Genomic DNA, 21295 nt, shown 5'->3' on the forward strand with positions numbered 1-21295 from the left:
ATCAATCGTCATCTCTGTCTACCAGTGCAACCTGGATAGTGGTGAATCATCCTTCAACAATCACCGTCATTGCACACAACACAACATCCGGTTCACTGGCGGGCGCAACCGTGAATCTCGCACTTGACAACCCGGCGCTCGGATCGCTTGTCATGACAAGCCCCACGACAGACGCATCCGGTATTGCGACCGGAACATTTACGGCCGGTACCAAATCCGGGGCCGTAAATATTACCGCCACCATCTCCAAAGACGGGTATAGTGTCACCAAAACCATACCCCAGTACATCGATCACGACGTTCCGTATACCGTTCGGTTCGATTATGACGGCGAGGTGACGGTAGACACGGAGACGCCGTTTTCGATGAGTTTTGCCGATTACTGGGGAAATCCCATCGACAATAAAAACCCGGCCGCTACACACACCGTCTCTCTTCACATCGGTTCGGTCAACAACACAGCAGCGTTCGATAAGAGCGGAACGTTCGTGCAGGATATCACCACGAACACGGATGCAAAGGGTAATGCTTCAGTAACCGTCAGAACCTCCATTGCTGGCGGGGAGAACATCATCTGGATGAAACCGTTCGGGAATATCGGCGATCAGTACAAAACGATTACCAGCCTGACGGACGCTGTCCCCTTTAGTATTACCCAGGATGTATCTCCATCTCCCGCAATGCAGCCCTGCGACGGCGCAGCGGACCATACCTTCTCGTTTATCTATACACTCTACGATAAGCATGGCAACATCGCAGAAAACCAGTCGCTATTGCTGCACACCAGCTGGGCGGGAGACAAGGATACCACATTTACCTCAAACGATCTCGGCCAGGTCTGGCTGACCTATGGCCCCCACCAGACCGCAGCCAACATTTCTGTTACAGCAACATCGCTTACGAATTCATCGGTGACGGCGACCAGGTTTGTGGAGTTTTACAGCACGGCCCCGGTCAATATGCAGCTGACCGCAAGCCCCCAGACGATGGGGAGCCTTGATGCAGGGAGTTCTCTGCGGGCCAATGTCTCGGCTGAAGTGACCGACATTATGGGAAATCCCGTTAAAAACGAGTCTGTCACCTTTACCATCGGAACGCCATGGTACGACGGCACGTATAATGTCACTGCCGGACCGGTATGGGAAAGTACACATTCGGCAACGGTGACGGGGACTACCAACGATGATGGTTTTGCCACCGTTAAATTCATGCCCGGGGCATTCAGCCGGAATAAGAAAGATCTCAATTACAACCAGCAGGCAACCGGGCATGTAACGGTGACCGCTAAATGGGTAAATGCCAATGGCACCGAGGTCATACAAAATCTCCAGCTGAACTGGAAGAACTATCCTTACCTCAGCGTCGATACGAGCGTGAACCCCCTTACGGTCGGCGTTAACGATACCGTGGATCTCACGATTAAACTGAAGGGGGACGGGTGGGCGCTCCAGCCAAGTCCCATTGATGTCAATCTTGTAATAGACCGGTCAGGAAGTATGGGGAATAATCTAGCCGGGAAAAGCGGTACACCTACTAGAATATCTATTGCCAAATCCGCTGCGACCACGTTCATCAATAATATGACAGAGGGACAGGACAGGGTGGGTCTGTTTTCTTTTGCATCAGATGTGTCTCACGATGCAGCATTACAAACCACATTTAGTCCGGTAAAAACTGCTGTTTCAAACCTGAACTCAAACGGTGCCACAGCAACACGGGACGCAATAAAAAAAGCCATTGATGACATGGTCGCGCACCCGAATACAGATGCGAATGCAATACGGGCGATCATTGTTATGACCGATGGAGACTGGAACTATTATGGTGCACCAAATGGAAAAGGAAACGGATTCTCTTCATGGGATTATACTTTAAATAATAATGTTGCATCTTGGTCCGGTGGCGTTACGGATTATAATACTTATTATTATTATACCGACCTTAATGGGGGATATAACCATTACGCTAAAGTCAATGTACCTAATAATGACCCCAACTATGGGGAAACTACCCTATATTACTATTATACAAATGCCAATTATTATGATAACGCGGAACTTACAAACCAAAATTTATCCATTTACGCCAAAAACCATAATATCCGTCTCTATTTTATATTCTTTGCCAGTTCACCTGCTGCCATGTCGCAGAGTACACTGCAATCAATGGCAAATGCTACAGGGGGGTTCTATCAGCAGGCATTGACGGCAACCGCACTGAACGATGCATATAAAAAGATCGCTGGCGATCTCCAGGAACAGGCCGGCGTTAACACTACGATGCAGGTTGCCTTTGACAATGTCAATGTGTCCGGCGTCACCCTCCCGGGAGCAGATGTCTACCAGTATGTGTACGATCCGACTGCATCCTCCAAAATCACCTGGCAGGACGGGAATACGAATGTCACGGACCAGACTGCCGACTGGAACGACGATCACAACCTGAATTTCAACATCGGCACAATCACCCTTAACCAGGTCTGGCAGGCAGACATGAGATTCAGAATTTTAAAGCCGGGGAATATCGAAGTGTTTTCAGGTTCATCGGTCATCTTCAACAATGGTACCGACAGAATGGACCTGCCGACAAAATACGTGAACGTGATCCCCAATCTCACCAACCCCGGATGGTCGATGCAGGCAATCAGACTGACCGATCTTGCAGCAAACACGGGTGGCGGCAAAATTGTAGATACCCTCCCGGTAACATGGAATCTCACCTACCCGGGGAATATCACTAAAAGCGCAACCGAACAGGTGTTCTGGTCAAACGACAATAAGCAGAGCTGGCACCAGTTCGATACGGAATTCAGTGGTCCCTGCGTCAACTCAATACAGGGTTCGACCCTGGACGTAAGAAACCTCCCGTCAGGAACCTATTGGATCCGCGTGAAAGCGAGCGCCGACGATGCAGTAGGTGATGAAGCGATAACTGCAACGGGAATCGATATAGGAATGGAAGGAAAATCCTATATCAAACTCGAATAATCTTCCCTAATAACCACCAATTTTGTCAAAACAGTATGCGAGAAGCAGGAGTCGAACCTGCGAACCCCTTCGGGAACGGATCTTGAGTCCGCCTCTGTTGGCCACTTAGATATTCTCGCGTGTGTGCGGGATAATGTTGGCGACCGGAATACATAAGGAAATTGATTGGCAAAAGGGGATGTCTGCCCCGCAAGGATAATCTTTGTTCCGTGCCCAGTACACCAGACAACCAATGTCGATCCCTCCCGTGCTTTCCCGCTTTTGTGAATCGGTCCGGCAGAGCAGGTACCGCGACGCTCTTGTCACCATCCCGGTTATCGCTGCATTCCTCGTCCTGATGATCCTCTCGCTTGTCATGGGGGATCAGGGAATCGTCGGGGAGTTCGTTTCAGCCGGGGGAATGGTTGCCCCGTTCGTGATCCTTGCCCTCCTTGCATACCTCGGGGAGACTACCCGGTGGGTCCGGTACATCGCCATCCTCTGGCTCCTTGGCCTGCTTGCCTGTACCGTCATTGTTACGTTCCTGTTTACCCTCGGGCCGGCCGGGGCGTTTTCTCCTGATCCCGAGGTAATGAATGCATGGATCGCATCGCTATCAGCGGGAAAAGTTGCTGTTGCCCTGCTTGTGCCGCTGTGTGCCGGGCTGGTCTGCCTTTTCGGGTTCTGGCGCCGGTTCAGGGTACTGCTCGCCCGTGTCCTCCCCATCGATCCTGACTCTTTTGTCCAGACGATCGGTCTTGTTACGGTCACGGCCCTCATCCTTTTACCCATTGTCCCGCTTGCAGTTACCGGCAACGCCCCGTTCCTTGACGCAAACCTCCAGAACGTGCTCGGGATCGGGACGGAAGTGCCCGGATCCTCCGTCAACACGGACACCTTCACCCTCATCTGGACCATTATCGGCTCGTTTTTCCTGGTCGGGCTCTGGGTTCGCCGGGATATTCGGGGAACGCTCGACCGGCTCGGCCTTGTCCGGCCCACGCTCCGCCAGGTACTCCTGGCAATCACCCTGGGTATCCTGCTGGTCGGCATCTTCACGGTGCTCGATAATCTGCTTGCCGGACTCTTTGCGGCCACGGGGATTACGATAACGGACGAGACCCTGGTCAACAACCTCTTTGCCTCGTCATTCACCCCGCTTGCCGCAGTTGTCGCCGCGGTTGCTGCCGGCCTTGGCGAGGAACTTGCGATCCGCGGGGTCATCCAGCCGCGTTTCGGGATCCTGCTCTCGGCACTTGTCTTTGCCTCGCTCCATGCGTACCAGTATGCATGGGACGGCGTGATCGGCGTGCTCCTTGCCGGCCTCTGTTTTGGCGTGTTACGGAAATATACGAATACCTCGACGAGCGCCATCTGCCACGGTACCTACGATCTTGTGCTGTTTGCCCTCCTTATGGTAGGGTTTACTTCGATCTGATCCAAAAACGGGGGGAGCAGTACGCCGCCCCGTACTGCATCTCCGGCCCGGCTCCTTTTCCCGCGTGAACCGGGAAAAACCGGAATTTTTTTGGAACAAAAAAAAGTTGCGGACCCGGGCGATCCGGTTTTTTTCCTGAAAAACCGGAACCACCAAAAAAATTCACGCCGGAGCCGGAAACAGCGAGTCAGATGTACATCCGATTATCGGATACGTATCCGATAATCGGCTTGCTAACTTACTCCCTTTTTTGGCCGGAAAAATATTTTGCCGGCATTTTCCCGGCACGGAACGGTATCTGCGACCATAACCCGGGCAAACCTTCCGGGCGAATATTCAGAACCAGGCCGGGGACGGAACAAGTGAAGAGGGCCCGGTACCGGGATGCTTATCGCAACACCGGGTCACATGAAATCGGCAAGGCCCAGCTGTTCCTGCTTCTCCTCGCCAAACGTGGACTCGATATTCAGGTCGAGCACCTCGACCCGCTGCCGGCAGTATTCCGACACCTTGTATTTTTTCACCATCGCCCGGGACACTTCGAGGTACTTCTTGACCGAGCCCTCGTGCACGGTCGGGATGATGTTGCCGTTGCAGATACCTTTTCCCTTAAACTTCGTGCACTTGCCGGCAAGCGGCATCCGGCGGTAGCTCGTGTTGCACTTGGTGCACCGGAACTTCTGCTTGGAGAACGCGGAGAGGTTGCCCATCAGGTCGCGGATGAAGTGGGTGTTTAAGACCCGTTCTGCCACATCATCCGCATCGACCGCCCGGATCTTCTCTGCGAGATCCAGTTCGGCATCGAGTTTCTCGGCCATGGTCTTGAGCTGCGTGTAGGTGGACTCCAGCGGGCCTGACGATATGTCGGAGGTGTCGTGGGTGAAGAAGAACCCTTCCAGCTGCTGCGGGGTCCCGAGCCTGCGTTCCACCCGGTCGATGAGGGGCTCGACATCCTTTGCTTTCGCGTACGCGAGGCCGGCCTCGTAGAGTTCGCGCGGGTATCCCTTCCCGACATCCACGTTTAAGGACTCCTTGTCGATCTCCGCCGGGTCGATCCGGCTGGTGAGCACGAGCGGGGCGTCCATGGTCCCGCCCCGGTTCTGGGGCAAAAACGATTTGGAGAAGTTTAAGAGGCCGTCCATGAGGAGCATGACGCAGTCCTCATCGCCATCGCACTGGCCGGTGAAGATGCCGTTTGCAACGAGCGTGTGGTCTTCAGCCACCGTCAGGCAGTACACCCGGTCTTCGAGCGTGGCAACCGTCTCGACGCTGGTGATCCGGTCGGTAATAACGGCGTTTCCTTCAAAGACCGGCACGGGATCGCCGGCCTTGACCTCCATTGCCCGGATCTTCCTGAGGTACCCGACATCCCAGACAATCATCGCGTGGTCCGGGGTGACCGTGAGCTGCCGGCTGCGGGCGGTGGTAAACCGGAGGAGGTTTGGAGGCGCCCGGTGGATGGAGACCGAGGTAATTTTACGGATGTGCAGGGTCCCGGCGGTATCCACGGTCCGGGTGTAATAGGGCCGGACCGGGTCGGAGTAATAGGTACCCAGCCGGTCGATGCCGGGCTGGCTGATGTCGAAGTTCTCCATCACGAATTTGCGGATGGGGATCTTCGTCCAGTTCTTCCCGTCCATCACCTCGATCTCGGTATCGCCGAAGAAACAGTTCCGCCTCTTAGCCGCATGGAAGAACGGGTGGGCGTAACCAACGTTTGCCCGGGTAAACCCGACAACCCGGGCAAGCACGCCGGCGCTCGTATGCGGTGCAAGGCCGATCATGAGCTGCCCGACAAGATCGTCCCGGGTCTTTACGTTATAAAATGCCGGAAGTCCGTAGAACTTCGTGAGCTCATCGTCGATGAACTGCGCGATCTTGATCATATACAAGGCACAGGAGTCGGAGAGCAGGATGTCCTGCGGGTGCAGTTCTACGACCTGTTTCCCGTTCTGGAGATCGTAGCCGTTGATATCTTTGAGGTACCCGAGCTCTCGCATCTTTTCCACGCTCACGCATATCTCGTCCGGCCGGATATGGGTGAGCGGGAGATCGATCATATCGAAGCGCGTGGTGCCGTCCTTGAAGACGTAGATGTCCTGGAGGGCACGGAGAATGCCTTTTTCCATCGCCTCGACCGTTCTCTCCTGGGAGATCACGCCCTTTACGCCTTTCACGAGCGCGATACTGTCTTTTTTTATCCCGAGGCGCCCCATTGCCTGCGCGTATTCCTCCTTTACGTTTAAGGCGATCCGCTGGCTGCACTTAGTGGGGACATCACAGTTCGGGCAGCGCGGTGTCATCATCTCATGCCCGCACTTCGGGCAGGTGTAGACCGGGGTCGTGTGCGTTTTGCACTTCTGGCACCGGTTCAGGTACGTGATCTCACCGCAATCGGGACAGCGCCGGCGGCCGACTTCAATCTCGATCATACCGCCCTCTTTCTGGAAATCGATCTCGGTCGCGCTGGCATCGGATTCCTCGGCATGGCTCGATGCTTCCTGGAACGAGCGCCGTGCTCCCCCGGACTCCCCAAGCGGGAAGAGGGCGTGGGGCGGCGGGCTCATCTTCCGGGGCTTGGACTTGCCGGGCCGTCCCATCCTCCCGCCGATCCGGATCCCGGACCGGGACCGGAGTTTCAAGCCACTCAGGTGCATGACAAGGTCGAGCTGTGCTGCATCGGCCGGCACCGTGTTCCAGGTATCGCGTTTTTTCAGGTGCTCGTCGAGGCCGAGGCAGGCTGTAAAGGCGCGGTATGCCCGGATCCGGATCGTTCCGCCGCTCACCTTGTGCGGGATGAGCAGGATCTCAAGCGGGTCTTTGACCTCCGCGGTGAGCGGGATGACAAGGGCATCCTCCTCGATCTTTCCCTCCCGTGCAACCGTATCTGCGAGGAGCCGGATCTGGTCGCAGGTGATATCGTCCCAGAACCACGTCCATGAGGGGTGGAGGTACCTGCCGGTGGTGTGTGCGAGCGCCAGGGCCTCGGTCTCGTCCTTTGGCAGTTTTGTTCCCGGTTCCTGATCGAGCAGCCACCACTCCTCGCAGTAGCCGGCCGGGACGAGCGGGTGGTTGTTTTCCAGGAAATCCCCGTACGCGATCAGGATCTCGCCGACGTCAAGGATCCGTTCCACCTTTCCCATGAGGGTAAGCGCGGTCTTTTCATCGTCCACCCGGACCACGTCGCCCCCCTTGAGCCGGATCGTGGGCCCGTCGATCGTATCGACCGGTACAACCCCGCAGGCCTTGCCGGGCCGTTCGAGTTTCATCTGGGTGCCGACCGCAAGGAACCCGCCCAGCAGGTACAGGGTTGCCGGGTTAAACCCGGCGGTGGCAAACCCGGTGTTCCGCGACCGCCCGTACCGGAGCCGGAAACCCCCTTTCCGCATCGGGTAGGAAAAGACCGGCCGGCCGCCGATGAGATCGCGGAGGTACTTGTCGAGCGGCTTGATACCCGGGGCATGGGACTCGGTCTCGGCTGCCGGTTTTCCCGCGCCGGCGATCAGCTTGTCCAGCCAGTCCCAGCCCTGCATGTTCATCTTCTCGACCTTGCTCTTGAGCTTGCGGGCCTTTCCCGCTATGCCCTCGGCAAGGACGAGCGCCATCCCGCCCCGGACGGCGTTTGTCTCGACCCGGGAGAGGTTCCGGTGCCCCGAGACCTCTTCCTTTTCCGTTGCTTCTCCGTCGATACAGACCGGGCAGTTCTCCACGATCAGCCGGATCTCGGCCTCGCTCGGGAGGTACTGGAGGCTCATGATCGTGTTGTACTGCCGGATCTCCTCGATGTACCGCTCGATCTCTTCCTGCCGGGGACGGTACCTCCCGATCCCGAGCTTTGCCCGCACATAGTCCCCGACGAGCACGGAGAGTGCCTGCGCCGTCCCGCCGGCGCTCCGGATCGGACCGGCATAATAGATCATGAGATAGGTGCTGCCGTCGTCGTTTTTCCCGAGACCCACTTTTGCTATCCCTTCGGTCGGGGCCGAGACTACCCCTTCCGTGAGCAGGGCCATCGCGGTCCGGATGGAATGGTCGAGGATCTCGTCGTTGTTCTTCTCCCCGAACATCTTTGCGACAAAGTCGTCGCCGATCTTGAGAGCCGCCTCTTCACGGGACATCTGCGATTCAAGCTCGCGGATCCGGGCCGCCACCCCTTTGATCCCCACGAGCACTTCGACCCGGTCGGCAAGGTCGCTTGCAATCGGGATCTCGACTGCCATGCTGGGGTCGAGCCCCTGGCGCCGCGCCTCCTCTGCGATGGCGATTGCGCGGGACAGCCCTGCCATGAGGGTATTCCCGTACGCTTCCATCACCGGGGAGAGCTTGAGCATACTGCTAGATTTGGCGGGACGAAAATTAATACTGTGGGATCAGGGGGTATCCCGTCTGAAAAAGGGGAGTAATGATCGGGGGATTATTCTTTTTTGTCGTCATGGAGTTTTTCGATCATGGGGGTCAGGCCGGACTCTCCCATCTGCCAGAGCGTGAGGGTTGCACACGACCGGAGGATCTCGTCTTCGTCGGAGATGTGCCGGGTGAGCGGGACTATCGCGGGTTTTCCTATCCGGCAGAGCGCTTTTGAGAAAAAGCCCCGCAGTTCCTTGTCGTCGCTTCCCATTGCCTCGATGAGAGGCTCGACTGCCGCCTCCCCGAGTTCCCCGAGAGCCGCTGCCGCGTAGCGCCGGAACTCGAAGTCGCGGTTCTCCTTCATGGCCGCAATGAGCGGCGCAATAATGGGTGTGCCCACCTTGGCGAGAGCCACTGACCGGTACCAGCGGGGTTCGTCTCCCGTTGCCCCGGCAAGCGATTGGATCAGGGGCAGTACGGCGTCGGGGCCGGTCCGTGCGAGCGCGAGGACCGCCTCGTGCCGGTTGTCGATCGCGGGGTCGTCGAGCTGGCCGATGAGCGCGGCAATGCTCTCCTTGTCGGGGGCAGGGGTATCGGACGTCATGGCTTAGTAATCCTGTCCTGATGTTTGCATGTATCCGTTCATCTTCTTTGTCATCCCGCAGGTGGTCCGATCCTCTGCGCCTATACCAGCCCGAGCCACCCCGGGACAAAGAGGATGCAGAAGAACCCGGCCATTAACGCCAGACCGAGCGGGAGACCGACTTTCGCCCACTCCTTGCTCGTGATTCCCATCTTCCCGGCCGCGATGATGTTGGGGATGTTCCCCTGGATGAGCATACCCCCGGAGATGAGGAGTCCCATCAGTGCGCAGGTGATCTGGGAGAGCGAGAGCGAGGGGTTGATCTCGGCGGCGGCAAGGGTCGCGTTGTCGAGCACTGCCGAGACCATGTTGACCCAGTAGAGCCCTGCGGAAGGGATCATGTCGATGTAGCCGGCAACGAGGGGCTTGAACCCGCTCCCGAGAAACGTCAGCGCCATGATAAAGAGGTAAACTTTGCCGGCCCGGATGACGACCTCGCTTAGGTTTTCGCGCTCGACCGTGCATTTCAGGTTCGTCTCGTCAGTCTTACGCTTCTTGAGCGCAATAAGGCCGAGAATTCCCAAAAGTATCACGGCAGGGACAAGGTAGATCCCGATCGTATCGATCAAAAACGAAAACCCGGCATGGTACGGGTCGCCCGACAGCTTGGAGATCACGATGGTAGTGAGAGGTTCCCCAAGGGGCGTGAGCCCGGCGCCAAGGCCGATCGCAAAACAGGCGATTACCGTGATCTCGATCTTGCCTTCCCTTGGGAGGGGAAGGGAGTTGATAATCTCGATAAGGATGATCGCGGCAAGGATGGCAGAGATGATACTTGCGACAAGGCCCAGGACAATGATAAGCAGGGGGACGATCACCTTGAGGGAGAACGACCCGACCATTTTGTTGATCGCCCGCTCCATCTGGTGGTGGAAGCAGTAGATCAGGATGCCCACGACAAGGACGATCTGGACAATCCCGATAGGGATGCCGCCGATCGAGGCAATGTTGAGCGGGCTCGTCAGCGCCTCGATGACGATAGCGGCAGTCCAGCCGGTGGTCTCCCCGTCTATCGTGGCAAATCCGGCAAGGGTCAGTGCCGCGACACCGCAGACAAACAAGAAGATCTCGAGGTTCTCTTCGATCTTTTTATTTACGAACGGAAGGACAAGGACGAGACAGAAGATAACAAACAGGCCCAGCGTTACGAAAAGTTCCACGCGATCACTCCGTAATTATCAGTTTATTAAAAAACAGGAAACCCCTGTATGGTGTACATGTCGGCAGCATGGAGGATAAGCCCTTTCTTGAGGGGGTCATTTCCGGGATAAAAATTTTAGAATTCCGTTGCAACTGCAATGCAGTCGGCAAGCGTCCCGATCCGGGCCTTTCCCCCGCACATGTTGGGGACATAGGCAAGGGCTTTGCCGGAGTTTACCATGACCGAAGCGTACTGCTCCATGACCGGGGAGACAACCATGCAGGTGTCGGCAAAGACCCGGGCGCCGGTCTTTTCGATGGAATCGACCAGCCGTGAGTTCTTGTCGATGACGCCCTGCGATGCAAAGATATAGAGGGGTTTTGCCACGACTTTCCCGGCAAGGAGCTTTGCAATCTCGGCAAGTTCGGCCGGCGAGCAGTGCGGGCAGCCGAGGGCAACGGCATCGACCGGGATATCGGTAAAGACCGCTTCGATCTCCGCTCCTTCGACCGGAATTGTCTCGATCCCGGATACATCGTACCGGTGTTTCTGTGCATCGGGGGTAACGCCGTCCACATGGTAGAGCGCCACGGCCCCGGTCGCTGCCATCGCGGCCCCGAGTGCCTTGAGCTGGTCGGGTTCGGGCCGGATGCCCCGGAAGTACGGGATCCGGTTGCCGACCAGCTTTCCCGCATGGTACCCGAGCGCCCCGTACTCGGCAACACCCCAGTCTTTCGTATCTGCACGGACATCAAGCACGATCTGCGGCACCCGGTTCTTGTCGAGGTGCAGGCCGTAACAGGCGGTCTTTCCCACCAGCGCCGCGGCAAGCGCGGACGGGCCCCCCTCGCGGTTGGTCCGGGCGCCGATCACCGAGTTCGCGTAGCTGACCGCCGACGATTCAGACCAGGCGAGATGATCGCCATACCGGGTCTCGTACAGGTAGTACGGCGTGCAGGTGCATTCGAGCGTTATCCCGAGCCGTTCGTACGCAGTAACAACCTTCTCCTGGTTTTGTGCAAAGGCCGGGTCGATCCCCATCTCTTCCCACCGGCCCCGGGCCATGCCGATCGGGTTCAGGATCGCCGGGACAACCGCCTTTGCATCGAGGCTGTCGAGCCATTCAAGGCCGTACCTGCCGATCGTCTTATAGGACGCCCCGCTCACCTGTGCGCTTCTGATGGGAACGAGCCGTTCCGCCCCGAAGACCTTCCCGAGCGCCACTACGAGTTCGAGCATCTTCTGCCGGGTCTCGCCCTCTTCCCCGGCAAGGATCCGTTCGTCGTCCGCGTCAAGCATCATGGGAGGGTCACCACGTGGCGCGCCGGAACTCGTCTTCGTGGCCGAGCACCATGGTCGCATCGACCCCGATCTTCACGTTCGTGCCGTCCTCTTTCTGGCAGGGGTCGAGCGACGAACCGCGGACACCGGTAATCACCATGATATCCTTGTCCCCGCTCACCCGTGTCGCAATCGCGTACTCGACATCGTGCGGGTCGGACGGGTCGATGTCTTCGTCAACTACTACCACGTGCTTGAGCGAGGTATGGGCGGCAAAGGCCGCCATGATCGCGTTCTTGCCATCGCCCTGCGTGCTCTTTTTTATCTGGACAACCGCATGGAGATACCCGCAGCCGCCCTTGGTGAGGACAACGTTTCTCACTTCGGTGACCCCGGCAACCGCCTTGTAGATCTTGGGCTCGTACGGGCAGCCCATCAGGATCTTGTGCTCGTCCCCCCCGGGCAGGATGCTGTGGTAGATGAAGTCCGGCTTTGTGTACATGCCGGTAAATTCAATCACCGGCTGGCGCCGGACCGGGTCGTAGGTTCCCGTGATATCCACAAACGGGCCCTCGTCCGTCACATCAGGGCCGATGAACCCTTCGAGCACGATCTCGGCATCCGCCGGGACGAGCACCCCGTTGCTGCACTCCTTTACATGGATCGTGCCGCCCATGAGTTCGGCCGCATAGGCAAGTTCCTTTCCGGCCGGCACCCGGGTGCAGCTCGCAAAGGTTACGGCGGGGTGGACCCCGACGACTAGTGCGATCGGCAGGCGCTCACCGCAGGCCAGGGCTTTTTTGTGCATCACGTACGTGTGCCGGCCCTCGACCAGCCGGGCAGCGACCCGGTGGTCGTCAAGTACGAGCATCCGGTGGATGGATGCGTTCTCCACCCCGTCCCATTTCGAGAAGACGATCCCCGCCGTGAAATACTTCCCGGCGTCTTTGGGGAAGAAATGCATCACCGGGATCTTCGCGAGATCCGGTCTCTGCATGGCAAGTTTCCCGTCGTTTACGATCTTCCCGTCAAAGTTTGCTTCCGCGAGCTTTTTTACCAGGTTTTTCTCATCGATCCCGAGCGCGAGCGAGAGGGCCCGGCGATCCGCGGTCACGTTCATGACCGCCCGTGCGCCGCCGATACTATGGAAGAAGAGGAGATTATCGGTACCGGCTGCCTGCTGTGCAGCCTTCATATCATCAGGAGAGCACGGCTCGCGGACATCGATGACGCGACCGGCCTTTCGCATTGCTTCGATAAATTCACGCATCGTAACCACTCCAGCGCTTTGAGAGCGTATGTTCTACCTCAAGGTGATCGAGCACCCGCCCGACAACCATGTCCACGAGATCGCCGATCTTCTCCGGCTGCGAATAGAACCCCGGGCAGGCCGGCATGATCGTTGCTCCCGCATCGTGGGCGGTAAGCATGTTTGCGATATGGATCCGGGATAAGGGCATCTCGCGGGTGACAAGGATGCATTTCCGGCGCTCCTTTAAACAGACGTCCGCGGTCCGGGTGATCAGGTTGTCCGCATACCCGCTTGCAATGGCAGAAAGCGTCTTTGCACTGCACGGGACGATCACCATGCCGTTATAGCGGTGCGACCCGCTCGCGATCGCGGCGCTGATCTCGCCGATATCGTGGTAGGTTGCATCAAAGCCGGACAGGTCTACTCCCTCGTGGCGTGCTATCTCCTCTGCCACTTCAGAGATAATTACATGCACCCGGGCATCCCTGCAGAGCACCTCAAGCAGGCGCCGGGCATAACAGGCCCCGCTCGCCCCGGTCACGCCGACAACAAATTCCTTTTTTTCCATGCCGCCACACCCCTCTCGTGTGATACCAATGTCGGAGCCACAAAGTAAAAAGTGTTTATGCCGGATCCGGCTGTTAAAAAAAGATTATTTCCGGGACGGGGCAAAGAAGCGGTACCTGACCCGGGACTCCTCGACTTTCTGGGCGTGGGACGGGTTGAGGTCGCGGCGGGCCTCGATCACGATCGTGTTGAGGATATTGTGGAGCCGGAGTGTGTCGAATTCCTTGTCCTTGCTCTCGTTAAAGAGGTCCAGGAGATCGCTGACGCTTTTGAGCACGCCCGAGCTCGCGATAAGATTGAGCCGGTTGAGCGTCAGGGCAAGATCCTTCTTGGCGATATCCATCTTGTAACTGTCGCCGTAGGAGAGGTTGATCTCGGTAACAGCGTTTAACAGGTCGGTGTATACCCGGATCTTGTAACTGTTCTCGTGCATCCGGCGTTCTGCGGCCCGCAGCCTGTAAAATGCGGCCACAACAATCGCGATCGCGACCACGATCCCGATACTAAAGACCACGATATCGGAAATCACATCTGTCATCTCCGAATCACTTCCTATGGACGGCGCTCTGCCACATCGAGATCGATCTTGGTCAGGTTTCCCTTCATTGCGATCTGGTAGGACCCGGCCCCGTACATCGGGTACTGCTGGAGGGTGTCGCCGGCAAAGCTCCTGCCATAGCCAAAGGTCTGGCTCTTTTTCGAGTCCACGTTTGTTACGGTCATTTCGAACCACCCTGCCGACGGGTCGTCGCTGAGCGGCGTGACGGTGTACACTACGGCCCATGACTGGTTGTCGATCCTGAGCTGTTCGGTGTACTGGTCGTTCGTGTTGTGGAACGAATAGGACTTCTGGATATAATGGCCTCCCAGCGGGAGGGTCGGTGCAGCCGAAACGGCGGCTGTTGTCCCGGCCGGCGCTGCGGCAGCCGCTGTCGGGGTGGTCGCGGGGGCCGGGCCGGCAGGAGTGGTACTGGTACATCCGGCAACGATAACCCCGAGAAGGACGAGGGCAAGGCAGCAGACAAACGATCGTTTCATACGGTGAAATGTAGGAAAAGCCGCGTATTTATGTGTTGTTTCCTCGCTCCCGCCGAAATTCCGGTGCCGGGCAGGATCAAAAGAGGGTGCCCTGCCGGGTGGGCTTTTTTATATGGAGTACCTCTGCTGCGGCTTCGGCAACCGCATCGCGCAGCTCCGGAAGGGTATACACCCCGAGGCGCCACTGTTCCCGCCGGGTCTGGTTGAGGGTCCCCAGGCGGGGCGAGATCTCCGCAAATCCCATCGGGTCATGGCGGTTTTTTACCTGGACCTCCAGGGACATGTCGCCCGGAACCGGGGGAATATCGACAAGGATATCGTCTGCCCTGCACCCGGCAGCCCGGGCAATCTCGGCCGCCACCTCCCGGGTCCGTTCGAGCGGCCAGCCGGTCTGGAAGACCGCAGCATTGACCTGGTCCTGCCCGGCATAGACCGCACGCTTGTACAACCGCCGCTCGTAAAGGCGGGCGGCAAGGTCCCTCGCCCGGGGATCGGGCGAGTTCCTTAGTTCGTGCATACATTCGGCATCGTCGAGCATGCAGAGCCGTTCCCGGTCCGCACCAGAGAGATCCGCACCATGGCCGAGCATGGCGAGCTGGAACATGCACTCCCCGATCCGGCTCACGTGATGGTAGTACACCGTAGGACGCATCAGGGTCCGGGCGATAAGGAGGGACTCTGCCGCATTGATCCCGTTCTCGTCCAGCACCACCCCTTCCTCCGTCAGGTGGATGTTTCGTATCAGCCGGTGGGCATCGACCGTGCCGTACGGCGCGCCGGTGTAGTACGCATCGCGGAGCAGGTAGTCCATCCGGTCTACATCGAGATCGCCGTGGATGATCCCGGAGAGGGGGTGGTTTCCTTTCACGACAGCGCAGACATCTTCCGGGGCGACTCCGATCTGCTTAAGCGGAGAGGAAAACCGGGTGTTGACAATCCCTGCAATATCATCGTGGGTGCGCCCGAGCCAGGACTCCATGAGGGGCTCGCTTGCGTGCGAGAACGGCCCGTGGCCCACATCGTGGAGGAGCGCAGAGACCAAAATAAGCAGCCGGTCCTCGTTGGCAAGCCCGAACTGCCGGCATGCAACACCGGCAAGGTGCATCGTGCCGACCGAATGTTCGAACCGCGAATGGCTGGCACCGGGGTAGACAAGGAAAGAAAACCCGAGCTGCCGGACATAGCGCAGGCGCTGGATCGCCGGCGAGTCCAGGAGCGGCAGGATCGCTGCATCTACCTCCACATAGCCATGCACCGGGTCCTTGATGATCTTCGGGTTCACGCCAACCTAATAATCTTCATATACAGCGCATAAAAGTATTCTACGCATGATCACATTCCTGTCGGGCGGGACCGGCACGCCAAAACTGCTGCGGGGCGTGCAGAAGATAATGGACCGGCACGAGATCTCGGTCGTAGTCAATACCGCAGAAGACATCTGGATCTCCGGGAACCACATCTCCCCGGACGTTGACACGGTCATGTACCTCTTTGCCGGCGTCCTCAACACCGATACGTGGTGGGGGCTGCGGGACGACACGTTTACCACCCACGGGGAGATCCAGAAGATGGGCCTCGGGGAGTACATCGCAATCGGCGACCGGGACCGGGCAGTCCATATCGCGCGAGGGAACCTGCTCCGCGACGGCCAGCGGCTGACCAACATCACCCGGACCCTCTGCGACCGCTTCGGCGTGCGGGAGAATGTCCTCCCCATGACCGATACCGAGGTCACGACCCGGGTAAAGACCGAACTCGGTCTCATCCATTACCAGGAATACTGGGTCCGCTCCCGGGGACAGATCCCAATCGAGGATGTGGTGCGCTGCTCGAAAGTGCCGCCGGAGAGTACCGAAGAGGTTCTCCGGGCGATCGAGGCAAGCGAGGTTGTGGTGATCGGTCCCTCGAACCCGATAACAAGCATCACCCCCATCCTCGAATGCAAAGGGATCCGGGAGGCTATGGCCGATAGGTTTGTGATCGCGGTGAGCCCGTTTATCGGGGATGCTCCCGTGAGCGGCCCGGCTGCGGCCTTGATGAGGGCCTCGGGATACGAGGCTACCTCGGCCGGTACGGTGCAGTGCTATGGCGACCTTGTCGACCTCTTCGTGCAGGACGTGCGGGACCCGGTAGAGGTCCCCGGGGCAGTCAGGTTCGACACCTTAATGACCGGTGAGGAAAAAAGCCTCGAACTGGCAAAGAACATCCTGATGCTCGCAGAACAGCAGGGCCCGGCAGCCTGATGCGCGAAGGAATACCCCTTTCAAGCGTTCCATAAGTTTTTAATCGTTCATCGTGATACTTTCTCAACGGCAAGGGAGACGAATGAAAAACCTTCTTCTTATTTCTGCAGTCATAATCCTGGTTCTTGTGGCCGGGTGTACCTCGGTCACTCCTTCCACTACCGGCAAAACCACGCTCCAGTTCACCACTTCACCATCTGGTGCGGAAGTGTATCTCGATAACCAGTACGCGGGGACAACACCCAGTTCGCTCTCGGATGTATCGGTCGGCACGCACTCCCTCGAATACCGGCTCACCGGGTATTCCCCGTGGAAATCCACCATCACCGTACCAGCGGGCACTTCCAGCTATTATGCCTCCCTCACTCCGCTCGCATCCAAAACGGCAACAACCATACCCTCGGGCATAGCAACAACCGTCCAGCCCATCTCCGTAGTAGTCCAGCAGCCCACGGTGACGATCACGGAGAGTACGGATACCCTCGTTATCGGGGGCAAGCTCCTGTTCTCCGGCACCTGCAAGGGCAGCAACGGTGTGATCCTCATGCTGTACGGGCCGGGCATCTATACAAACGGCGTCAAGGTTGCCGAACCTTCGGTCGGGACGGATAATACGTGGTCGTACACGTGGAACCCGGGCACGAGCATCATGAACGGGGCGTATACCATGATCGCATACGACAAACAGAAACAGGCCTCGGACAAGGTCTCGTTCAATGCAGTCGGCGGCGGATCGATCACCATCAGTGCTGCCAGCGCCACCATCCCGCAGGGAAATACCGCCAGTTTCTCCGGGTTGTGCACGAGCGGGGCAAAGACCGTCCGGCTGACGCTGTACGGGCCCGGGCAGTACTCAAACGGGGTGGATGTTGTCACGCTTCCGTTGAATGCCGATAATACCTGGAACTACAAGTTCACCTTCGACCAGGCAAAACCGATGGGGATCTATACCATGTACGTGCACGATGCGCAGAATACCGGTTCCGCATCGGTGATCGTGAGCATTGTCTCCCCGTAAAACAGGGCATCCTTTTTTTATTGCTTTTTTCCGGGTACGGTTCTTTTGTTTTGGGAAGCGGACGGTTATTCAAAGAGTATTTTGCTCTCCGATAGCTATTTGAAGGATTTTATACAAACAGTGAACCAACAGGAGATTGTTATGGCAATTGTGAAAAAATTCCTCAATATCTTCAAATCGGGGAGCCAGGAGGACGAGGAAGCCCGGCTCAAGGCTCAGAAGGAGCGCTACGATACCTTCCTTAAGGCCCTTACGAGCGGGGACCTCGACACCCGCTGGAATGCAGTCCGGTCGGTAGGGGATCTGGGAGAGCCCTTTATCGAGCCGCTCATCAACGGCCTGCGGGACGAGTACTGGATCATCCGCCGCGGATCGGCAGATACGCTCGGAAAGATCGGCGCTCCGGCCATCGTCCCCCTGATCGGCGCCCTTGCCGACCCCGGAGAGGACGTCCGCCAGGAGACGATCCGGGCGCTCCAGCTCATTGGCGAGCCTTCGGTCACGCCGCTCATCCAGTCGCTCAAGCACACCCACCCGTTCATCCGCCGGGGCGCTGTCCAGGCACTCGGTGTCATGGGGGAAGGCCGTGCCGTCCCGAACATCATCGAGATGCTTAAGGATCCCGACCCGTGGGTTCGCCACGAAGCCGCCGTTGCACTCGGCCGTATCGGCGATGCCAGGGCAGTCGTCCCCCTGATCGAGAGCCTCAACGATCCGCTGGAACACGTGCGGATGGCCGCGATGGGGACCCTCTGCTCGCTCGGCGAGACCTCTATTGCCCCGCTCATTGCAGCCCTTGTCGACAAGAACGAGGACACTGCACGGAGAGCGGAACTTGCCCTCGTCACCATCGGCGAACCCTCGGTAGAACCGCTCATTGCAGCCCTCGCCAGCCAGAACCCGGCGCTCCGGAAGGAGGCGGCATCGGTTCTTGGCCAGATCGGGAACACCAAAGCCATCCCGGCCCTCATCGGCACCCTTGCCGATCCCGACCGGGCGGTCAGGATCGATGTGGTAAAAGCCCTTGCAGCTCTTGGCGTCCCCGCCATTGCCCCGCTCATGCAGGTCTTCCGCGAGGGGGATGTCCGGTCCCGGACGGCTGCCATGGAAGCGCTCTGGATGCTCGGCCAGCCGGCAACGACGCCGCTTATTATGGTCTTAAAAGACGACCAGAGCGATGTTCGGAAGCGTGCCGCTCTCCTGCTCGGCGAGATCGGCGACAATAAGGCAGCCGATCACCTCACCGGCCTCTTATCCGACGAGAATGTCTCGGTCCGGCGCGAAGCATTCGAAGCGCTGGAAATGATAAAAAAGCGCAATCCCCAGTAATCCCCATCTTTTTTGTTCCCGGCCCGGGAGAGTTGTTCTGATTAAAAGACCAGAACAGCCCGGCGGTTCTTTTAAAAAAAAGTGCCGGGGAAAAGCGTTCAGACCCAGCCCATTGCCTTCCAGTGATCGAACTCGTGGGCCCAGATATCCTTGTTCGCGAGAACCAGCTGCTTCATGTGCGCTTTCCTCTCGGCATAATATGCCTGCTGGGCAGGATCCTTGTAGCCGGTCCGGATCGCTTCGGCCAGCTTTCGCCCCAGCTCTTTTGCCTGCTTCTCCGCAGGAACGATCGCGTCGGGGTTTCCCATGAAGTTTACCCCGACCGTTCCAACCGTGGTTGCCCCGAGCATCCGCAGAGCACCGTTCATGTACTCCGCGGTCTCCTCGGCCATTGCCCCGCCGGCGGTCGAGACTGCACAGCCGTACTTGCCGGTAAAGTGCAGGCAGTGGACGCTGTCTGCCATCCGGTCCAGCATGGCTTTTAACTGGGCCGTGACCGAGTTGATGTACACCGGCGAACCGAGCACGACGCCGTCGCAGTCGAGCAGTTTCTCGTACAGGGCCGGCATATCGTCGTCATTGACGCACTCGCCCTTTGCATAGCAGGTCGAGCACGCTGTACAGTACTTTATCTTTAAGGCACAGACGTCGACAAAGGTCACGTCCGCACCGGCCGCCCGGGCCCCGTCGAGTACGCCCACGACAAGCCTCCGGGTCTGGCTCTTTTCTCCTTTCGGACTCCCGTTGATCCCGATGATCTTCATATTGTCTCACCAGTGAAGAGATAGGCACGGATCTTCATAAACATGTGCAAAACCAGTGCACAGGAGAGCAACCGCTAAACCCTAAGGAATGCGATCTCTGATCATGCTCATCCGTAACAGCGGTACCTGCCCCCATGCCCGGGTCATGGACCGGTCGGTCCTCTCCGAACTCCTCCACCCGGACAAAACACCGGGTGCCAGAGACCTTGCATGCAGCATCGCCCATGCCATTGTCCCTCCGGGAGAGACCACGCTCCCGCATGTTCTTAAAAACAGCACCGAGATCTATTACATCCTCGAAGGGACCGGGGCCATGACCATAGGTGAAGAGACCTCCCCGGTCCGGCCCGGTGACTGCATCCTGATCCCGCCGGGCTCGGTCCAGCAGATCAAAAACACCGGAGCCGGCGATCTCGTCTTTCTCTGTGTTGTCTCCCCGAAATGGCAGGCTTCTGATGAATCCCTGGTTCCCCGTTGAGACAGAAGGAAGAATAAAAGCGTGAAGGTAATACGTAATTCCGGTGTATCTTATGACCATGGAAGCGCAGGAATCTCCCGCGGAAAACAATATTATCTCGAAAAACCGGCTGGAGGCTCTCGTCGACGGCGTCTTTGCCTTTGCCATGACGCTGCTCGTGGTCGGCCTCTCCGTTCCCGACATCCCCAAGGCCGATGCCGCAGTCGAACTGCCAAAACACATCGCCACCATGTTCCCGGAGCTCCTCAGTTTTGTCATCGCGTTTTTAGTCCTCGCCAGCTTCTGGATCGTCCACCACGAGCACTTCCATTACCTCCGCTCGGTGAACGGCTGGGTGCTCTGGCTCAATATCTTCATTCTGATCTTTGTCGTACTGGTGCCGTTCTCCACCAACCTCTCCGGGGACTACCCGCACGTCCCGATCGCGCCGTTCATCTTCCACCTCAACATGCTCGCCCTCGGCACCCTCTTTTTACTCCAGTGGCAGTACATCATCCGCCGGCCGGCACTCCTTGTGGCGCCGGTCCACCCGGGCAGGGTGCAGGACGCGGTCATGGAACGGTTCAGCGTCATCCTGGCCGCAGTCTCCGGAATGATCTTACTCTATCTCGGCGTGAACTTCTCCACGATGTACATGTACGGGGTCTTTCCCTGCGCCATCAGGATACTGATATGGTACCTGCACAGGAAGCAGGCACCCCGCAGCGGGGCTGCTGCCTAAAGGCTCTTGTGAAAAATACAGAAGAATACCGTTTACCACGCAGGGAAAAAAAGAAAAAACCCGGTCTTT

At 58.0% G+C, this 21295-nt stretch carries 17 protein-coding genes and 1 tRNA gene; 7 read left to right on the plus strand and 11 right to left on the minus strand.

From position 1 onward, the window contains the following. Positions 1–110 precede the first annotated feature (110 nt). On the plus strand, positions 111–2987 hold the full coding sequence (locus tag BP758_RS11405) for a vWA domain-containing protein (protein ID WP_292371010.1): 2877 nt from the start codon (positions 111–113) through the stop codon (positions 2985–2987). A gap of 36 nt (positions 2988–3023) precedes the next feature. On the opposite strand, the gene BP758_RS11410 is transcribed toward BP758_RS11405, so the two are convergent. Further along, positions 3024–3106, minus strand: a tRNA-Leu gene (locus tag BP758_RS11410). Between the two features lie 113 nt (positions 3107–3219). Between BP758_RS11410 and BP758_RS11415 the strand changes: the two genes are divergently transcribed. Beyond that, entirely contained in the window at positions 3220–4404 is a 1185-nt protein-coding gene (locus BP758_RS11415) for a CPBP family intramembrane glutamic endopeptidase (protein ID WP_292371011.1), read from the plus strand. Between the two features lie 404 nt (positions 4405–4808). On the opposite strand, the gene BP758_RS11420 is transcribed toward BP758_RS11415, so the two are convergent. The 9 genes from BP758_RS11420 to BP758_RS11460 form a co-directional block, all read right to left on the minus strand. Continuing rightward, a complete protein-coding gene (locus BP758_RS11420) occupies positions 4809–8735 on the minus strand; it encodes a DNA-directed DNA polymerase II large subunit (protein WP_292371012.1) in 3927 nt (1308 codons plus the stop codon). 83 nt (positions 8736–8818) lie between these two features. Further along, on the minus strand, positions 8819–9355 hold the full coding sequence (locus BP758_RS11425) for a HEAT repeat domain-containing protein (RefSeq protein ID WP_292371013.1): 537 nt from the start codon (positions 9353–9355) through the stop codon (positions 8819–8821). Between the two features lie 80 nt (positions 9356–9435). Continuing rightward, positions 9436–10554: a DUF1646 family protein gene (locus tag BP758_RS11430; protein ID WP_292371014.1), complete on the minus strand. Its 1119-nt coding sequence runs from the start codon at positions 10552–10554 to the stop codon at positions 9436–9438. 116 nt (positions 10555–10670) lie between these two features. After that, positions 10671–11837: an aconitase X catalytic domain-containing protein gene (locus BP758_RS11435; protein WP_292371015.1), complete on the minus strand. Its 1167-nt coding sequence runs from the start codon at positions 11835–11837 to the stop codon at positions 10671–10673. Between the two features lie 7 nt (positions 11838–11844). Continuing rightward, positions 11845–13086 (minus strand): UbiD family decarboxylase, encoded by a 1242-nt coding sequence (locus BP758_RS11440; protein WP_292371016.1) that lies wholly within the window; start codon positions 13084–13086, stop codon positions 11845–11847. Further along, positions 13079–13636: a UbiX family flavin prenyltransferase gene (locus tag BP758_RS11445; RefSeq protein WP_292371017.1), complete on the minus strand. Its 558-nt coding sequence runs from the start codon at positions 13634–13636 to the stop codon at positions 13079–13081. Before BP758_RS11445 ends, BP758_RS11440 begins: the two co-directional genes overlap by 8 nt. A gap of 84 nt (positions 13637–13720) precedes the next feature. Further along, positions 13721–14173, minus strand: coding sequence for a hypothetical protein (locus BP758_RS11450; protein ID WP_292371018.1), 453 nt, complete (start codon positions 14171–14173; stop codon positions 13721–13723). Positions 14174–14187: 14 nt separating this feature from the next. Beyond that, on the minus strand, positions 14188–14673 hold the full coding sequence (locus BP758_RS11455; protein WP_292371019.1) for a hypothetical protein: 486 nt from the start codon (positions 14671–14673) through the stop codon (positions 14188–14190). 76 nt (positions 14674–14749) lie between these two features. Further along, positions 14750–15955 (minus strand): HD domain-containing protein, encoded by a 1206-nt coding sequence (locus tag BP758_RS11460; protein WP_292371020.1) that lies wholly within the window; start codon positions 15953–15955, stop codon positions 14750–14752. Positions 15956–16001: 46 nt separating this feature from the next. Between BP758_RS11460 and cofD the strand changes: the two genes are divergently transcribed. The 3 genes from cofD to BP758_RS11475 all read left to right on the plus strand — a co-directional run bounded on the left by cofD (position 16002) and on the right by BP758_RS11475 (position 19263). Then, the gene (cofD, locus tag BP758_RS11465; RefSeq protein ID WP_292371021.1) at positions 16002–16916 is read left to right on the plus strand and encodes a 2-phospho-L-lactate transferase; all 915 of its coding nucleotides are present in this window, start codon (positions 16002–16004) and stop codon (positions 16914–16916) included. 82 nt (positions 16917–16998) lie between these two features. Beyond that, the gene (locus BP758_RS11470; protein WP_292371022.1) at positions 16999–17934 is read left to right on the plus strand and encodes a PEGA domain-containing protein; all 936 of its coding nucleotides are present in this window, start codon (positions 16999–17001) and stop codon (positions 17932–17934) included. A gap of 141 nt (positions 17935–18075) precedes the next feature. Beyond that, positions 18076–19263, plus strand: a complete 1188-nt coding sequence (locus tag BP758_RS11475) for a HEAT repeat domain-containing protein (protein WP_292371023.1) — start codon at positions 18076–18078, stop codon at positions 19261–19263. 98 nt (positions 19264–19361) lie between these two features. On the opposite strand, the gene BP758_RS11480 is transcribed toward BP758_RS11475, so the two are convergent. Then, positions 19362–20027 carry a flavodoxin family protein gene (locus BP758_RS11480; RefSeq protein ID WP_292371024.1) on the minus strand — a complete coding sequence of 222 codons (666 nt, stop codon included), beginning with the start codon at positions 20025–20027 and terminating at the stop codon, positions 19362–19364. Positions 20028–20130: 103 nt separating this feature from the next. Between BP758_RS11480 and BP758_RS11485 the strand changes: the two genes are divergently transcribed. Together BP758_RS11485 and BP758_RS11490 are read left to right on the plus strand one after the other, a co-directional pair. Next, the gene (locus BP758_RS11485) at positions 20131–20505 is read left to right on the plus strand and encodes a cupin domain-containing protein (RefSeq protein WP_292371025.1); all 375 of its coding nucleotides are present in this window, start codon (positions 20131–20133) and stop codon (positions 20503–20505) included. 52 nt (positions 20506–20557) lie between these two features. After that, positions 20558–21226: a TMEM175 family protein gene (locus BP758_RS11490; protein WP_292371026.1), complete on the plus strand. Its 669-nt coding sequence runs from the start codon at positions 20558–20560 to the stop codon at positions 21224–21226. Positions 21227–21295: the final 69 nt, after the last annotated feature.

The sequence above is a fragment of the Methanoregula sp. UBA64 genome, from assembly GCF_002502735.1.
In the GTDB taxonomy this organism is placed as follows: domain Archaea; phylum Halobacteriota; class Methanomicrobia; order Methanomicrobiales; family Methanospirillaceae; genus Methanoregula.

What these genes read in the sequence shown, in the direction of transcription:
- BP758_RS11415 (WP_292371011.1), top strand. Translation starts at nt 3,220, where the DNA reads ATGTCGATCCCTCCCGTGCTTTCCCGCTTTTGTGAATCGGTCCGGCAG.
- BP758_RS11420 (WP_292371012.1), bottom strand. Translation starts at nt 8,735, where the DNA reads ATGCTCAAGCTCTCCCCGGTGATGGAAGCGTACGGGAATACCCTCATG.
- BP758_RS11425 (WP_292371013.1), bottom strand. Translation starts at nt 9,355, where the DNA reads ATGACGTCCGATACCCCTGCCCCCGACAAGGAGAGCATTGCCGCGCTC.
- BP758_RS11435 (WP_292371015.1), bottom strand. Translation starts at nt 11,837, where the DNA reads ATGATGCTTGACGCGGACGACGAACGGATCCTTGCCGGGGAAGAGGGC.
- BP758_RS11440 (WP_292371016.1), bottom strand. Translation starts at nt 13,086, where the DNA reads ATGCGTGAATTTATCGAAGCAATGCGAAAGGCCGGTCGCGTCATCGAT.
- BP758_RS11445 (WP_292371017.1), bottom strand. Translation starts at nt 13,636, where the DNA reads ATGGAAAAAAAGGAATTTGTTGTCGGCGTGACCGGGGCGAGCGGGGCC.
- BP758_RS11450 (WP_292371018.1), bottom strand. Translation starts at nt 14,173, where the DNA reads ATGACAGATGTGATTTCCGATATCGTGGTCTTTAGTATCGGGATCGTG.
- BP758_RS11455 (WP_292371019.1), bottom strand. Translation starts at nt 14,673, where the DNA reads ATGAAACGATCGTTTGTCTGCTGCCTTGCCCTCGTCCTTCTCGGGGTT.
- cofD (WP_292371021.1), top strand. Translation starts at nt 16,002, where the DNA reads ATGATCACATTCCTGTCGGGCGGGACCGGCACGCCAAAACTGCTGCGG.
- BP758_RS11470 (WP_292371022.1), top strand. Translation starts at nt 16,999, where the DNA reads ATGAAAAACCTTCTTCTTATTTCTGCAGTCATAATCCTGGTTCTTGTG.
- BP758_RS11475 (WP_292371023.1), top strand. Translation starts at nt 18,076, where the DNA reads ATGGCAATTGTGAAAAAATTCCTCAATATCTTCAAATCGGGGAGCCAG.
- BP758_RS11480 (WP_292371024.1), bottom strand. Translation starts at nt 20,027, where the DNA reads ATGAAGATCATCGGGATCAACGGGAGTCCGAAAGGAGAAAAGAGCCAG.
- BP758_RS11485 (WP_292371025.1), top strand. Translation starts at nt 20,131, where the DNA reads ATGCTCATCCGTAACAGCGGTACCTGCCCCCATGCCCGGGTCATGGAC.
- BP758_RS11490 (WP_292371026.1), top strand. Translation starts at nt 20,558, where the DNA reads ATGACCATGGAAGCGCAGGAATCTCCCGCGGAAAACAATATTATCTCG.